This window comes from Nonomuraea glycinis (assembly GCF_014646515.1).
Taxonomy (GTDB): Bacteria; Actinomycetota; Actinomycetes; order Streptosporangiales; family Streptosporangiaceae; genus Nonomuraea; species Nonomuraea glycinis.
Window position 1 is genome coordinate 403,289 of sequence record NZ_BMNK01000005.1, and the last position, 12,972, is coordinate 416,260.

Below are 12,972 nucleotides of genomic sequence, written 5' to 3' on the forward strand. Positions count from 1 at the left end.
CGGATGCGCTGATCCACCGCTCGGCGAGAACACTCAGCGTCGTACGTACGCCGTCCTCGTCCGGCCTGATCTACCTCTACGCTCAGCGTCGTACGTACGCCGTCCTCGTCCGGCCTGATCTACCTCTACGCTCAGCGTCGCTCGTACGTCGTCCTCGTTGGCGCTGGTCTACCTCTCGGCCAGAACGCGCAGCGTCGTACGTACGTCGTCCTCGTCGTTGAAGTAGTGGAAGCCGAAGCGCACGCGGTCGCCGAGCGCGGTGGCGCGGATGTCCCGCGCGCGCAGCCGCGCGGCGAGCCGGTCGGCGTTCTCGGTGCGCAGGACGACGATCTGGGAGGGCGGGCCGCTCACCACGCGCCGGAAGCCGATGCGCGCCGCCTGTTCGGTGAGCTCCCGGGCGAGGCCGAGGCAGTGCCGCTCGACGCGGCCCGCGTCGAGCGAACCGACCAGGCGCAAGGCCGCGCGGGCGCCGATCCAGGATAGCCAGGCGGGGGACGTGTCGCACCGGCCGGCGTCCTCGGCCGGCCGCATCGGGCCGCCGAAGTAGCCGTGCGGCGGGCTGGTGGACTTCCAGCTCGGCGCGAGCGCCGTCAGCTCGCCGAGCCGGTCCGGGCGGGTGACGAGCCAGGCCGCGCCACGCGGGCACAGCAACCACTTGTAGCCGTGCACGGCGAGGTAGTCGGGGCGTACGGCCGCCAGGTCGAAGCGCAACGCGCCCAGCGACTGCGTCAGGTTGACGAACAGCCGCGCGCCCACCCGGTCGGTCGCCTCCCGCAGCGCGGCCAGGTCGAGCCGCTGCCCTTCCCTGCTGGTCACCTCGCTGACGGCGAGCAGCACGGTGTCGCCGGTCAGCGCGGCGACCAGGTCCTCCACCCGGGTCGCGCCGTCGCGGGCCGGGACGGCGACCACGTCGTGCCGCGCCAGCCACGGGAACAGGTTGCTGCGGAACTCCTCCGCCGCCACCACGACCCGGCCACGCGGCAGGGACCCGGCCACGGTGGCGGCGGACTCGGCCAGCGAGCCGAGCGTCGACACCGTGGCCGGGTCGGCTCCGATCAGCCGGGCGAACAGCGGGCGGGCATCGGCCGCCGCCGCGTCCCACGCGAGCCAGTCGACCTCGCCGCTGGACCACGCGGACACGGCCTCGTGCAGCGCCTCGGTCACCGGCGCCGCGCCCGGGGGCAGGCCCGGCGTGTCCAGCCACACCGCCGAACGCAGCGCGGGGAAGAGCCCGCGGAACTCCTCCGGGCTCATCGGGGCGGCAGGGCGGCCATGCCCTCGATCTCGACGGTCAGCTCCGGGGCGGCCAGGGCGGTGACCACCGCGAGCGAATGGGCGGGCCAGTCGCCGCCGGGGTACCACCTCGCGAACGTCTCCGCCCGCGCCGTACGGCAGCCTTCGACGTGTTCGGCGCCCGCGACCAGGGTGAACAGCTTCACCAGGTGCTGCGGCCCCGCGCCGAGCGAGTCGAGCAGCAGCTCGATGTTGGCGAGGGCCTGCCGGGTCTGCGCCTGCGCGCCGGCGCCCGCGAGGGTGCCGTCCGGCAGCATGCCGACCTGGCCGGAGATCATCACCAGCTCATGGCCGGCCGGCACCGAGGCGAGGTGGCTGTACTGGCCGATCGGCGGTGCCAGCGTGCCGGGATTCCAGCGGCGGATCATGGGACGGCTCCTCCTTGGCGGCGGGTTCCGGGTCTCAGCACGCTAGGCGGGGCGACCTGCCGTTTCACGTATCGGCACACTGAATTTCAGATAGTCGAAAAATGGGTTCATTCTGCTGGGAAAGGCCGAGAGGACAGCGCACAGTGAGCGGCCATGAGGAAGGTGACCAGATGCCACAGCGACCGAGCGACGCCGGGGTGCCGGCTCACGTGGACGCGCCGGCGGTGAGGCGGGCATGAGGGACAAGACCGTGCTGCACACGCTGGAGCGCGGCCTGCGGGTGCTGGAGGCCGTGGCCGCCGCCGACGGCACCGCCACCGCGAAGGTGCTCAGCCGTCAGCTCGGCATCAAGCTCGGCACCTGCTACCACCTGCTGCGCACCCTGCTGACCGGCGGCCACGTGGTGCGCCTGCCCGGCGGCCGCTACGACGTCGGCCCCCGCGCGGCGTCGCTCAACAGGCACCTCCAGCGCCGCTCGGGGCCCTCGCCCGAGCTCTCGGTCATCCTGACCCGGCTGCACAACAGGACGCACGAGACGTCCTACATCTCCGGCTGGCACCACGGAACGCTGACCTTGCAGCACTACCTGTCCGGGCTGCACGCGGTCAGCGTCGGCAACCTCGACGTGGGCTACACCGGCCACATGCATGCCCGTGCCTCCTGCAAGGCGGTGCTCGCCTTCCTGCCCGAGGAGCAGGTGGCCGCGATGTTCGAGGGAGTGGAGCTCACGGCGGTCACCCCGGCCACGATCGTCGACTACGACCACCTCACCGTCGAACTGGCCCGGGTGCGCAGGCAGGGCTACGCGGTGGACCGGGAGGAGTTCAGCGAGGGCGTGTGCTGCGTGTCCGCGCCCTTCTTCGACGACACGGGCGCGCCGACGGGCGCGTTCACGGTGTCCGTCCCGACGACCCGGTTCCACGAGAGGCGGGCCACCCTGACCATGGCCGTCCGCGAGGCGGCCGCGATGGCGACCGGCTTCCTGCGCGCCGGGCACCTGACCGTGCTCCCCGCCGACTGGAGCAGATGACCTCGTCCAGCGGGTCGGCGTGGCCGGTGCCGCACGGGCGCCGCCGGCGCCGGAGGACCTGATCGCGGAGGCGAGGTCCGGACCCGTCGTCGTGTTCAGCATCAGCCGCTACCGCAGCGACACCCTCCTCCTCACCGGCAGCGGCATCACCTGTCTCCCGCTGCCGCTGCTGACCGCCAACGCGGTCATCCAGCGGTTCCACACCTTCACCGAAGCCCTGACGGAGTCCGCCGACCAGGACGCGGGCCGGCGGGACCGGGTGGCGGCACAGGACACCCTGCACGAGGTGCTGGAGTGGCTGTGGGACGCCGCCGCCGGGCCGGTGCTCGACGCGCTGGACCTTGACGGCGGGTCCGACGCCGACCTGCCGCGGGTGTGGTGGGTCACCGGCGGCATGCTCGGCATGCTTCCCCTGCACGCCGCGGGTCACCACCGCGACGGCGGGCCGTCGGTCATGGACCGGGTCGTCTCCTCCTGCACCCCGACCGTCAGAGCCCTGCGTCACGCCCGCCGCTCCATCGCACCGGGCGGCGGCCGGACGCTGATCGTGGCCATGCCGGAGACGCCGGACCAGGATCCGCTGCCCAACGCCGCCGCCGAGGCCGCGCTGCTGCACGAGCGGATGCCGGACGCGCTGACCCTGATCGGCAGCCTGCTGCTGGCCGACCACGACGGCGCGCCGTTCACCGTCGCCGGCCTGACCTCGGTCAACCTGGAACGGGCCGAGTTGGCGTACCTGTCGGCGTGCTCCACGGCACTCATGTCGGTGGTGACGCTCGGTTCGGTCGAGCTCGACCCGGCCTTGCGGGCCGAGCTGCCCGGCCTCGCCGCCGCCGTGCCCGCCGTCAACCAGAACGCCGATCTGGTCGATGAGGCCATCCACCTCTCCTCGGCGTTCCAGCTCGCCGGGTTCCGGCACGTCGTCAGCACCGTTCACTGAGTTTCAAGGATGGTCAGTGATTCGCCCGGTGTGGGCGAAGGTCCTCGTCTGATCCGGGCAGTGGGTGTCCGGTGCGGGGTTGACGTTTCATGGCCACCTGCCCCGCCGGGCGGGGTCTTATGGTCGGCTCCACGTCCGTTTCGGGTCTCCGGGCCACTCCCGGCGACCGTACGCTCCACCAAAGCGGCGAGGTTGAGCGCGGCGTTCTCGTCACGATCCATCGACAGGCCGCACCCCTCACAGACGTAGGTGCGCACCCGCAGCGGCAGTTTGGCTTTCACCGCACCGCAGGATGAGCAGGTCTTGGAGGAGGGGAACCAGCGGCTCGCCACCAGCAGCCGGCCGCCGTTCCAGGCGGTCTTGTAGGCGAGCTGGCGGCGGATCTCACCGAACCCGGCGTCGGAGAGGGCGCGGGCCAGCCGCCGGTTGCGGACCATCCCGGCCACGTTGAGGTCTTCGACCACGATGGTGCCGTACGTCCGGGCCAGGGCCGTGGTGAGCTGGTGGATGCCGTCGCGGCGCAACGCCGCCACCCGATACTCCGCTCGGTTGCGGGCGGCGTTGGCGCGCTGCCATCGCTGCGAGGGTTGTTGCCGGGTGCGGCGGTCCGGGCCGCGCTTGCGGGAGACCGCCCCCGCCTGCCGTCGCTCTGGGCGTCCTACCTGCATGCGGGAGCATGAGTGCGTCCTACCTGCATGCGGGAGCATGAGAGAACAGTCCGTTCCGTCCGCTGCCCGTACCGCGAGATCCACGCTCGAGCATTCCACCGCTGTCATAAGGAGAACCATGCCCCTGCTCGTCGACCTGGCCGGCCGCGACTTCGCGGTCGAACTCACCGGTTCCGAGCCCCCCGAGCCCGTCGCCGGCGGTCTGATCCTGCCGCCGGGCCGGGTCGCGATCCTGCACGGTCTCGGCGACGCCCTGTTCTACCGCCATGGTCAGAACTCCTGGAGCCCGTGCGGATGGCGCCGCCTCAGCGAGCCCCCGCTGCGGATCGCCCATGCCGAACGACGCCTGACCGCCGACGACACCGTCTGGGACGATCCGGCCCGTCACCACTCCTCGGCCGTGGCCGCGCTGGAGGGCGCCGACGGCCGGGTGCTGCTGCTGGGCTCGCTCGGGCTGGGCACCCCCCGCCTGGCCGCCGACCACGACACCCTCGCCGGCTGGTGCGAGGACGACGGAGCCGCCTGGTTCCTCGCCTACGGTCCTGAGCGGGAGGTCTTCGCACACTACGCGGAGCACCTGGCCGAGCGGCTGGGCAGCAGCGACCGCCGCGCCGGCAATGTGTGGTGCACCTGGTACGCCTACTACGAAGGCATCACCGAACAGGTGCTGAACAAGGACATCGCCGAGCTGGCCGGCCTGCCGTTCGACGTCGTCCAGATCGACGACGGCTGGCAGCGGGCCGTCGGGGACTGGGCGCCCAACGACAAGTTCCCCGCCGGCATGCGGGCCCTGACCGAGCGGATCGCCACCGCCGGGATGAGCGCCGGCCTGTGGCTCGCGCCGTTCATCGTGCTGCCCACCTCGGCGACGGCACGCGAACATCCCGAGTTCCTGTTGCGCGACGCCGACGGCGAGCCGGTCGTCGCCGGTCACAACTGGGGCGCCGGATACTGGGCGCTGGACCTCACCCACCCCGGCGTCCAGGAACATCTCACCCGGCTGATCCACCGCGTGGTCCACGAGTGGGGCTTCACCTATCTCAAGCTGGACTTCGTCAACGCCGGTGCCGTCCCCGGCGTCCGGCACTCCGGGGCGCCTCGCGAACAGGCATATCGGGACGCGCTCGCCCTGATCCGGCGCGTCGCGGGCCCGGAGGTCTACCTGCTCGGCAGCGGTGCGCTGCTACTGCCCTCGCTCGGCCTCGTCGACGGGCTGCGCAGCGGCCCCGACGTCGCCCCGCTGTGGACTAACTACGCCACCGACGACCCCTCGGACGCGATGGCCTACAACGCCGTGGTGAACACGCTGCACCGGCTCTGGCAGTCGCCGCTCGTCCAGGTGGACCCCGACGTCGTCTATTTCCGCAGCCGCCTCAACCTGCTCACCGAGACCCAGATGGGCGTGCTGCACGACGTGGCCGCGATCTGCGGATTCAAGGCCGTCTCCGACCCGCCGTCGTGGCTCGGCCCGGCCGAGCTCGACCGCATGGCCGCCTACCTCGCCGAACAGCCCGAGATCATCCAGAAGGGCAGATACCGCTTCGCCATCGATGGCCGCACCGTCGACTTCACCGCCGCGTTGAATCCGGGACAGCAGTATCCGATCTCATGAAGGAAGGTTCGCTTCAGCCCGGACCGGAGGGGACGAGGAGGGCAGCGGCCACGGTCTCGGCGTACCAGCGCTGGTAGCGCTCGGCGGACCAGGCGCGCTGCCGTACGAGCCAGTCGTAGTTGCGCACGTCCATGGCGAGCCAGAGGACGTCGGCGGCGCTGTCGACGTCGTGGTCGGCGCGTAGCCGGCCTGTCCGCGCGAGCTCGGTGGCGAACATGACCATGCCGCGGCGGCGGTCGTCGAGGTTCTTCTGCCAGATGGCGGCCGCGTCGGGGTCGGCGGTCGCGGCGCCGGCCAGGGCGATCATCACGGCCGCCTGGCGGGCGTGGGTCTCGGTGAGGTGGCGGGCGTAGCGTTCGAGCTTGGCGCGCGGGTCGGCCAGCGCGCGGATCTCGTCGACGAAGGAGCGTTCGGGCAGGCTGATGGCCTCGTCGTCGCCGGCGACGGTGACGTCGACGAGCTCGGACAGCAGTTGGCGTTTGCTGCCGAACGTCGCGTACACGGTCTGGATCGCGACCCCGGCCTCGGCGGCGATGGCGGTCAGCGGGGTGGCGGCGTAGCCGGGCTCGACGAAGAGCCGCCCGGCCGCCGCCAGGATCGCCCGCCGAGTCTGGCGGGCCTGATCCTGCCTGCGCGCTGACTGGTACTTCCTCTTGACAGCCACCTGAGAAGTGTAGTGCTCTATTGGATAGAGTTCCGCTCTATCAAAAGGTGGCCGCCAAGATGAAGATCAGTCTTTTACGCCAGGCACTGTCCGTGAGCGCCGTGCTCGCGACGCTGTGCACCGCCCTGCCGGCCCATGCCGCCCAGGCCGCCGCGACGCATGCCTGCGCCATCAAGCCCTATGGCCTGATCGGCGCCCGATGGAACGAACTGGGCGGCGAGAAGAGCGGCCTGGGCTGCCCGGCCGCCGTCGAGGCGGACGTCTACCGCGACGGCGTCTGGGCCGGGCGCAGGCAGCGTTTCGCCCGCGGGCAGATGGTGTGGTCGCCCGGCGAAGGTCCCAAGCTGGTGGTGTCGGCGTGGTCGATCGGCGGATACGCCTACGTCGACTGGCGCTCCACCCTGCCGCGCGTCTACCACCGCTTCCTCGTCCGCTGGACCAGCGCGGCCGACTCCGGCGGCGTGAACCGGGAGGTCGGCGGCGGGGACGGCGGACGGATGCGGGTGCGGGTGGCGACCAGCGGTGGCTACCGGTTCTACGTCCAGGGCTGCGACGTCGGCATCTCCGGATCCGGCTGCACGCACGGCTGGACAGTGTCGGTGACCGCGCGATGACACCGAACACCGGCAAGATCCTGCGCGCCGCTGCCCTCCTCGCCGCTGCCCTGCTCGTCCTGTCCGGCTGCGGCCAGGACGGCTCCGGTCGGGACGGCTCCGGCGCGTACGCGGGCGACCCGCCGCAGAGCCTGTCCGCCCAGGACGACCAGAGCGCGGCCGGGCAGGATCCCTGCGGCGGGAACGCCGAGAAGGTCGAGAAGCAGGTACGGCAGGAGCGGGTCCGCTCGGTCACCCTGGCAGGCCAGTGCACCTCCCTGTCGGTCGAGACCACCCTCGGTGACGAGGAGTCGGACGCGGCCAAGAAGATCTGTGACGCCGCGGCCGAGGTGGCCTACTCCGGGGACACCAACGCCATCCGCGTAGTGGGCGCTTCGGGTAAGGAGCTCTCCGTGGGGATCGCCGGTGCCCCGTGCCTGGCCCAGCCCTGAGATCGGCACGGCACGAGCCACGTCGGCCAGGTCGGGGAGCGGTGCCACCGCGGCCCCGATGGAGCGGATGGCGGCTATGCTCAGATTTTGTGCGTGCGGATGAAAACGTGACTACAGGTGATACCGGGCGCTCGTCATCGGCGAACGGGGCCGCGCCGTCGGCTGAGGAGGGGCAGACCAGCAGCGGCATCGAGCGAGCCCTTCAGGTGATCTTCGCTGTCGCGGCGGCCAAGGAGCCGGACATCGGGGTGTCCGAGCTGGCGCGGACCCTCGGGCTGAGCAAGGCCGTCGTGCATCGGGTCGTACGCACCCTCGTCGCCGCCGACTTCTTCTCCTTCGACGAGCGCACCCGCCGCTACCGGCTGGGCCCTGGCGCGGTGAGCGTGGGCCTGGCGGCGATGGCGCAGATCGAAGTGCCGAAGATCGCTCAGCCTTACCTGGAGAGCCTGGTGGCCCGCACCAAGGAGACCGCCACCCTGTCCGTCCGGTACGACACCCAGCGGATGTACCTGACGCAGGTGCTGTCGCCGCAGGAGATTCACATGTCGGTGCAGCTCGGCAGGCTTTACCCGCTGCACGCGGGTGGTTCGTCCAAGGCGATTCTCGCCGCGATGGGCCCCGACGAGATCCGCGCCTATCTCGACTCCCAGGAGCTGGTCGCGCTGACGTCGATCACCATCCAGGATCGTGATCGGCTGCTCGAGGAGCTGGAGCTCACCCGCCGGCGTGGTTACTCGGTGAGCCTGGGGGAGCGGCAGCAGGGAGCGGCCTCGGTGGCCGCCCCGGTCTTCGAGGCGCACGGCCGTGTCTACGGTTCGATCTCCGTGTGCGGTCCCGTCAGCCGCCTCAGCGTCGGCAAGACGGAGGAGTACGGCCGGCTCGTCCACGACGCCGCGGCCGCGGTGTCGCGCCAGCTCGGTTACCGGTCCGCCGACTCGTAACGCCGACCGCGTACCGACCGCCCCTGCGGTGATCACGGCTCAGCCGAACCCCCAGGGCGCTTTGGCATGCCGCGTCCTGAGCCTTCGCGGCCCTCTCTGGGGCGTTCCCGCGTTCCAACACCCGTTCGCGCGTTATGCGGGGCTGCCCACCGGACGGCTGGCCAACGTCGAGCTGACGCGCCCCGGGTCGGTGATGGTGAACCCGTCCGGCCGCCGGTTCGTCAACGAGGCGCAGAACTACCACGACCTGACGAAGGTGTTCCGTGAGGTGGATCCCGCGAACGGGGTGCCACGCCACGCGCCGGCCTGGCTCGTCTACGACGGCGGCTACCAGGAGCGTTATCCGGTGGCCGGCGTGCCGCGCGGCGCGCTGCCGGAGTGGGCCGTCTCCCGGCCCACCCTGGGCGAGCTGGCCGACGCCTGCGGGATCGACGCGGCGGGCCTGGCCGAGACGATCGAGAGCTTCAACGAGGACGCGGCCCGGGGATCGGACCGGGCGTTCGCCCGCGGCGACTCGGTGGCGGACCGCCATCTGGGTGACCCCTCCCTCGGGTCCAATCCGTGCCTGGCGCCGATCGCCCGGCCGCCGTTCACCGCGGTGCCCGTGCACGCCGCGACCCTCGGCACGTGCGGCGGCGTGCTGACCGACGACCACGGCCGTGTCCTGGCGCCCTCGGGCGAGCCGGTGGCGGGCCTGTTCGCGGCGGGGAACGTCTCCGCGAGCCTCTTCGGCGACTGCTATCCCGGCGGCGGGACGTCGCTGGCCGCGGCCGTGGTGCGCGCGTACGCCATCGGGGCGGCGCTCGCCTCCTGATTTACCCGTTTTGCGGGTGGTTGACCGGCGAGAAGCGCTAACATACCCTCTGAGCGGACCACCGTTCGCTATAGCGGAACAAGGAGCCAAGGTGGAAGACGGCCCGCTGACGGGGCTGAGGGTGCTGGACGTGTCCACCATCCTCGCCGGACCGCTGTGCTGCCAGATCCTCGGAGACCAGGGCGCGGACGTCATCAAGATCGAGCACCCGGTCGCCGGTGACGGCATGCGGGGGCACGGACCCTCGAAGGAGGGAGTCGCGCTCTGGTGGAAGGAGATCTCCCGCAACAAGCGGACGGTCGGCCTGAGCCTGTCCGACCCGGCGGGGGCCGAGGTGTTCCTGCGGCTCGCCGAGACGGCCGACGTCCTCGTGGAGAACTTCCGGCCCGGCACGCTGGAGCGCTGGGGCCTCGGACCCGACGTCCTGCACCGGATCAATCCCCGGCTGGTCATCGTCCGGATCACCGGCTTCGGCCAGCAGGGGCCGTACGCGGCGCGGCCCGGATTCGGCACCCTGGCCGAGGTGATGAGCGGATTCGCCCACCTCACCGGGGAGGCGGACGGGCCGCCGACGTTGCCGGCGTTCGGCCTGGCGGACAGCATCTGCGGGATCGCGGCCTCCTCGGCGACGATGATGGCGCTGTGGTCCCGCGAGAAGAGCGGCCGCGGCGAGATCGTCGACATGAGCCTGCTGGAGCCGATCATGACGGCGGTGGGGCCGGGCCCGACCGTGTACGACCAGCTCGGCACCGTCGGCCGGCGCCAGGGCAACCGCTCCGCCAACAACGCGCCGCGTAACGCCTACCGGTGCCAGGACGGCGGCTGGGTCGCCATCTCCACCAGCGCCCAGAGCATCGCCGAGCGGGTGATGACCCTGGTGGGACACCCGGAGGTCATCGCCGAGCCGTGGTTCGCCTCGGGCCGCGAGCGGGCCGAGCACGCCGAGCTCCTCGACTCCTACGTGGGCTCGTGGATCGCCGCGCGTACCCGCGACGAGGTGATCCGCGAATTCGAGCGCGTGGGCGCGGCGGCCGCACCCGTCTACAGCGCCCGCGACCTCACCGAGGACCCGCACGTACGGGCCACCGAGATGCTCACGCGGGTCGAGGACGACGAGCTGGGGCCCGTGCTCATGCACAACGTGATGTGGCGGATGTCCGGTGCTCCCGGACGCATCCGCTTCACCGGCCGGCGTCTCGGCGCCGACACCGACGAGATCCTGCTGCACGAGCTCGGCCTCGACGCCGAGACGGTGGCGGACCTGCGAGCCAAGCGGGTGATCGCATGACCAGCATTGAGACCAGGAACGAGGGACAAGGCGACGTGAGCGGTACCACGACCACCGACCTGCTGCTGCGGGCGGTCGGCGAAGGGGTCCGGATCTACGATCTGGGGCGGCCCCTGACGATCGGCATGCCGCAGTCCCCCAACCATCCCGCCTTCTGGCACGCGCTGCCCCGCAGGCACGGCGACATGGTCCGGGTGGACGGCGGCTCGGCGGCCAACGACATCATCACGATGGGCACGCACGTCGGCACGCACATCGACGCCTTCGCGCACGTGTCCCAGGACGGCAAGCTGCTCGACGGATCGGACGCCGCCCAGGCGAGCCAGGGCGGCCGGTTCGCGGAGCTCGGGGCGCACACGATCGCCCCGATGGTGCGCCGCGGCGTGCTCCTCGACGTCCCCGCGGCCCTCGGCACGCCAGTCGGCTGCGAGGCCGGTTACGAGATCACCCCGGCGGATCTGGAGGCGGCCGTCGAACGGCAGGGCACCCCGATCGGCGCCGGCGACGTGGTCCTGGTGCGCAGCGGCTGGGGGCGGTTCTTCGGCCACAGCGACCGGAGTGTCTACATCGGCAACGACTCCGGCGTCCCGGGTGTCGGCGAGGCCGGCGCGACGTGGCTAGCCGACCAGGGACCGCACGCGGTCGGCGCCGACACGATCGCCTTCGAGTGCCTCAAGCCCGGCAGCGGGCACAGCGTGCTGCCGGCGCACCGGGTGCTCCTGGTCGAGCGGGGCGTCTACATCATCGAGGCGATGGCACTCGACGAGCTCGCGGCCGCCGGTGTGCACGAGTTCGCCTTCATGCTCTCCCCGCTGTCCATCTTCGGCGCCACCGGGTCGCCGGTCCGGCCGCTGGCGGTGGTCGGGGCGTGAGTGAGACGAAGGAACCGGTCCTCGCCCCCGAGCTGTCCCTCTTCGCGGCCAGGACCCTGTCAGGACCGCTGCCCGCGGACGTGGCCGACAGCGTACGCCGCCGCATCCTCGACGTGCTCGGGCTGTGCGTCGCCGCCTACCGGCTGCCGACCAGCGCCGCCGCCGCCGGCTACGCGGCCGACCAGGGCGGACGCCCCGAGGCGTCCGCCGTCGGGGTGGAGACGTCGTTGCCCGCCGCGCAGGCGGCGTTCGTCAACGGGGTGCTCGCCCATTCGCTCGACTACGACGACACCCACCTGCCCTCGGTGCTGCACCCGAGCGCCGCGGTCATCCCGGCCGCGCTCGCCGCGGCTCAGGCGTCCGGCGCCTCGGGGGCCGACACCGTCGGCGCGGTGGCGGTGGGGCTGGAGATCGCGGTACGCCTCGGCATGGCGGGCTACGACCGCGAGCTCGGCAACTCGGTGTTCTTCGAGCACGGGCAGCACGCCACCTCCATCTGCGGCGCGATGGGCGGCGCCGCCGCGGCCGCGCTGCTGATGGGCCTGGGGGCGGAGGGCGTGCAGAACGCGCTGGGCGTCACCGCGTCCTTCGCGGCCGGCATCATCGAGGCGAACCGCACCGGAGGAACGGTCAAGCGGCTGCACTGCGGCTGGGCCGCCCACTCGGCCGTCACCGCCGCGTCCCTGGTCCAGCGGGGCTTCACCGGTCCGCCCACCGTCCTGGAAGGGCGGTTCGGCTTCTTCGAGGCCTTCCTGCGCGGTGAGAGCGACCTGTCCCAGGTGCTCGACGGGCTGGGCGAGACCTGGGCGGTGCCGGGGATCTTCTTCAAGCCGTACCCGGCGAACCACTTCACCCACACCGCGATCGACGCGGGCATCGCACTGCGTGCGCGCGGCCTCCCGATCGACCGGATCGAGCACATCGAGGTACGCGTGCCGTCCGCGGTGATCCGTACCATCGGCCAGCCGCTGGAGAAGAAGCGGGCGCCGGAGACCGGGTACCAGGCCCAGTTCAGCGGGCCGTACGCGGTGGTGGCGGGGCTGATCGGCGGGTCCGGCCTCGGCGTGGGGCTGGACGACTTCACCGACGAACTGGCCCGGGACCCCGCGCGCCGCGCCCTGATGGCCCTGGTCGACGTCGTGCCCGACGAGAAGTGCGACGCGATCTACCCCTACCAGTTCCCCGCCGTGGTCCGGGTCCGTACCGACGACGGCCGCGAATGGACGGAAGAAGTGCTGGCCAACAGGGGAGGGCCGGGCAGGCCGCTGTCCGAGGCCGAGCTCTCCCGCAAGTTCGGCGAGAACGTCGCGGGCCGGCTGCCGGCGGAGACCGCCAGGACCGTGCAGGACCTCGTCCTGCGGCTCGACCGGCTCACCGGCGTGGCGGACGTGCTGCGCCCCCTCACCCGTCTTGACCTGAACGCTCATTAAGGAGACA

14 protein-coding genes are annotated in these 12,972 nt (G+C 71.9%); 10 read left to right on the forward strand and 4 right to left on the reverse strand.

What is annotated here, in order from left to right:
- Positions 1–168 precede the first annotated feature (168 nt).
- Together IEY87_RS17770 and IEY87_RS17775 are read right to left on the reverse strand one after the other, a co-directional pair.
- Entirely contained in the window at positions 169–1,254 is a 1,086-nt protein-coding gene (locus IEY87_RS17770; RefSeq protein ID WP_189139772.1) for an aminotransferase class V-fold PLP-dependent enzyme, read from the reverse strand.
- A complete protein-coding gene (locus IEY87_RS17775) occupies positions 1,251–1,661 on the reverse strand; it encodes a RidA family protein (RefSeq protein ID WP_189139773.1) in 411 nt (136 codons plus the stop codon). Before IEY87_RS17775 ends, IEY87_RS17770 begins: the two co-directional genes overlap by 4 nt.
- Before the next feature lie 235 nt (positions 1,662–1,896).
- Between IEY87_RS17775 and IEY87_RS17780 the strand changes: the two genes are divergently transcribed.
- Positions 1,897–2,691 carry an IclR family transcriptional regulator gene (locus IEY87_RS17780; protein ID WP_189139774.1) on the forward strand — a complete coding sequence of 265 codons (795 nt, stop codon included), beginning with the start codon at positions 1,897–1,899 and terminating at the stop codon, positions 2,689–2,691.
- Between the two features lie 19 nt (positions 2,692–2,710).
- Complete coding sequence (locus IEY87_RS17785) at positions 2,711–3,631, forward strand: CHAT domain-containing protein (RefSeq protein WP_189139775.1); 921 nt, start codon at positions 2,711–2,713, stop codon at positions 3,629–3,631.
- Here the strand turns inward: IEY87_RS17785 and IEY87_RS45795 are convergent.
- Positions 3,625–4,299, reverse strand: coding sequence for an RNA-guided endonuclease TnpB family protein (locus IEY87_RS45795; RefSeq protein ID WP_225277033.1), 675 nt, complete (start codon positions 4,297–4,299; stop codon positions 3,625–3,627). The genes IEY87_RS17785 and IEY87_RS45795 overlap by 7 nt on opposite strands.
- A 118-nt stretch (positions 4,300–4,417) precedes the next feature.
- Between IEY87_RS45795 and IEY87_RS17795 the strand changes: the two genes are divergently transcribed.
- Positions 4,418–5,911 carry a glycoside hydrolase family 36 protein gene (locus IEY87_RS17795; RefSeq protein ID WP_189139776.1) on the forward strand — a complete coding sequence of 498 codons (1,494 nt, stop codon included), beginning with the start codon at positions 4,418–4,420 and terminating at the stop codon, positions 5,909–5,911.
- A 13-nt stretch (positions 5,912–5,924) separates the two neighbouring features.
- Here the strand turns inward: IEY87_RS17795 and IEY87_RS17800 are convergent, their stop codons facing one another.
- Positions 5,925–6,575 carry a TetR/AcrR family transcriptional regulator gene (locus tag IEY87_RS17800; RefSeq protein ID WP_225277032.1) on the reverse strand — a complete coding sequence of 217 codons (651 nt, stop codon included), beginning with the start codon at positions 6,573–6,575 and terminating at the stop codon, positions 5,925–5,927.
- Between the two features lie 59 nt (positions 6,576–6,634).
- Between IEY87_RS17800 and IEY87_RS17805 the strand changes: the two genes are divergently transcribed.
- The 7 genes from IEY87_RS17805 (at position 6,635) to IEY87_RS17835 (ending at position 12,965) form a co-directional block, all read left to right on the forward strand.
- Positions 6,635–7,189 (forward strand): LGFP repeat-containing protein, encoded by a 555-nt coding sequence (locus IEY87_RS17805; RefSeq protein WP_189139777.1) that lies wholly within the window; start codon positions 6,635–6,637, stop codon positions 7,187–7,189.
- The gene (locus tag IEY87_RS17810; RefSeq protein WP_189139778.1) at positions 7,186–7,620 is read left to right on the forward strand and encodes a hypothetical protein; all 435 of its coding nucleotides are present in this window, start codon (positions 7,186–7,188) and stop codon (positions 7,618–7,620) included. Before IEY87_RS17805 ends, IEY87_RS17810 begins: the two co-directional genes overlap by 4 nt.
- Before the next feature lie 107 nt (positions 7,621–7,727).
- On the forward strand, positions 7,728–8,561 hold the full coding sequence (locus tag IEY87_RS17815; protein WP_225277031.1) for an IclR family transcriptional regulator: 834 nt from the start codon (positions 7,728–7,730) through the stop codon (positions 8,559–8,561).
- Positions 8,562–8,589: 28 nt separating this feature from the next.
- A complete protein-coding gene (locus IEY87_RS17820) occupies positions 8,590–9,375 on the forward strand; it encodes an FAD-binding protein (RefSeq protein WP_225277030.1) in 786 nt (261 codons plus the stop codon).
- Between the two features lie 91 nt (positions 9,376–9,466).
- The gene (locus IEY87_RS17825; RefSeq protein ID WP_189139780.1) at positions 9,467–10,663 is read left to right on the forward strand and encodes a CaiB/BaiF CoA transferase family protein; all 1,197 of its coding nucleotides are present in this window, start codon (positions 9,467–9,469) and stop codon (positions 10,661–10,663) included.
- Entirely contained in the window at positions 10,660–11,535 is an 876-nt protein-coding gene (locus tag IEY87_RS17830) for a cyclase family protein (RefSeq protein ID WP_189139781.1), read from the forward strand. Before IEY87_RS17825 ends, IEY87_RS17830 begins: the two co-directional genes overlap by 4 nt.
- The gene (locus IEY87_RS17835; protein ID WP_189139782.1) at positions 11,532–12,965 is read left to right on the forward strand and encodes an MmgE/PrpD family protein; all 1,434 of its coding nucleotides are present in this window, start codon (positions 11,532–11,534) and stop codon (positions 12,963–12,965) included. The genes IEY87_RS17830 and IEY87_RS17835 overlap by 4 nt, the downstream gene beginning before the upstream one ends.
- Positions 12,966–12,972 lie beyond the last annotated feature (7 nt).